The organism is Candidatus Cloacimonadota bacterium (assembly GCA_011372345.1).
In the GTDB taxonomy this organism is placed as follows: domain Bacteria; phylum Cloacimonadota; class Cloacimonadia; order Cloacimonadales; family TCS61; genus DRTC01.
In genome coordinates, this window is the sequence record DRTC01000063.1 from 1 (window position 1) to 2,185 (window position 2,185).

Here is a 2,185-nt window from a genome sequence, read left to right on the forward strand (position 1 = left end):
TATTCATTATTTTCTCCTTTTTTTTGATTTAACAGCTAACAAAACCAACAAAATAATATCTATTAATTGTTCCCCATCCCCTGATTGGCAACATAAAAAAAACAAAGAATTAATTGTTAGTATTGTTCGTTTTGTTCGTTGCTAATTTCTCCTTTTAATGCTTTTCAAGATCGCATACTTGGCGAGCGGGGGACCGAAAAGTTCATTGAAGAAAACCGACATCAACACGATATTGATCATTTTATCGATTTCCAAGTGAATAGCTGCTGAAGCCTGCTCGATTATGGGAGATGCCTGCACAAAAAGAACCAGTCCGATCGCAACTCCGGCTTGTGGTAATAATCCTAATCCGAGATATTTTTTTACATTTTCAGAAGCTTTCAAGGAAGTTGCTGAAAAATAGATACCGAAGTATTTTCCAAATGCGCGGAGGATAATAAAAGTTAATCCCGCGATCAGAACGGTGCTGTCTTTAAAAATGGAAAGACTTAATTCTGCTCCGGCAACCGCGAAAAAGATTGCATACAAGGGTGGAGTCAAAGGTTGAAGCGAGGACAAGATCTTGATGTTTTTTTTACTCAAATTAATGATCAGCATGCCGGCGGTCATATTGGTGATCAAGGGAGAAAGTTCCAGACTGATGGAGATCGAGGTTGTCAAAAATAAAATACCGAGTGTTATGATCTTGATCTCATTGATATTTCTCTTTTTTGAAGATGCAAAATGGATCAGGAAACCTCCGATGATCCCGATTATGAGCGAATAAAAAATTTCCAGAAAAGCATGAATGATCGAAATCCCGAAATTTACATTTACCTCTCCAATAATAGAAGTTGATAAAGCAAATGCAATTGAAAATAAGATTACGGTTCCGGCGTCATCAAGAGCGACTATCCCATAAAGATAATCGACAAATTCACCTTTAACTTTCAATTTCTCTACTATGACAACAGTAGCAGCAGGAGCGGTTGCAGCTCCGATCGCTCCGAGAAGAAAGGAAACATAAACAGGTAGATTTAATAAGATCAAACCTGCAGAGACAAGAGCGAAAGTGAGAAACATTTGAGAGACTGTCAATAAGATCACTTTTTTCCCATAGATTCGTAATTTGTAAAAGGAGAATTCTCCGCCAATTATCATGGCAATGAAAGATAATGTTATTTCCGAAACAATGTTCAGCATGTGCATATTTTCGTGTCGAATAAATTTTAATCCGGAACTGCCAATTAAAATTCCAGCAAAAATATAACCTGTGATCGCAGGTAATTTTGCTTTCTCTGCTAACTGTCCGAACAAATACCCGACAATCAGCAATAAACCTGCACTGAATACAATATGATGGACGAAGCTTTCTCTGATTATTTCCACAATGTTCAACATCTCATTTCCTTTTTAAAGACTAAATAAATTGAAAGATTGATTGTCATTTTAAGGTTATCTCTTTCTGAAAGAGTTAGTTTCTGTTTAAGAATCCCTTTATAAGGTAAATTTCTTCGAAAGAAATGTAATCCCGAAAACCTTCGGGACTCATAATGACAGAATAAGCAAAATGATTAATTCTTAAATTATATGAGTTCAATTTTCCAAAAGATACTTCCTGACTAATTCCGGATCCTTGTACTTCCCAAAAAGAACCATCAATTTGATCCTCATTTTCGGACCTTTAATATCTTCTCCAAAAATAACTCCTATCTTTTTCAGATAAGCTCCACCACCTTCATAACCATATTCGGGTAGAACTCTTCCGGTATAAGTTCGAGAAACGACTACAACGATAATGTTTTTAATGATCGCTTCTCTGATTTCCGGAACAATGAACCTGGGAACATTTCCCCTGCCAAATGCTTCGAGGACAATTGCTTTTGCATCGTTTTCGATCGAGGTTTTGATAAAACGACCATCCATACTGCTCACACATTTGATCAAATCAATATTAGATTCAATCTTATCCGTATGGATTTTCTCTTTGACAATCAATTCTCTGTAAAAAATAATCCTATCCGGATCGATTATTCCAAGCAGACCATAAGAAGGAGTTAAAAAAGCATCTGTTTTACTGGAATCGGTTTTAACAACATCTCTGGCTGCATCGATCTCATCATTCAGGACAACTAGAACACCCTTTCCTTTTGCCTGATGATCACAGGCTACACGAACTGCTCCTACAATATTTCGAGGTCCATCA

General features: G+C 36.7%; 2 protein-coding genes. Both read right to left on the reverse strand.

Going from position 1 to position 2,185, the window contains the following annotated elements:
• Positions 1 to 141 precede the first annotated feature (141 nt).
• Positions 142 to 1,380, reverse strand: coding sequence for a cation:proton antiporter (locus tag ENL20_01155; protein HHE37168.1), 1,239 nt, complete (start codon positions 1,378 to 1,380; stop codon positions 142 to 144).
• A 195-nt stretch (positions 1,381 to 1,575) separates the two neighbouring features.
• Positions 1,576 to 2,185, reverse strand: a 610-nt coding sequence (locus ENL20_01160) for an asparaginase (protein HHE37169.1), incomplete at its 5' end; no start/stop codon positions are given.

Bases quoted from the DNA above. Each gene is read 5' to 3' on its own strand.
- ENL20_01155 (HHE37168.1), bottom strand. From the start codon at position 1,380: ATGTTGAACATTGTGGAAATAATCAGAGAAAGCTTCGTCCATCATATT.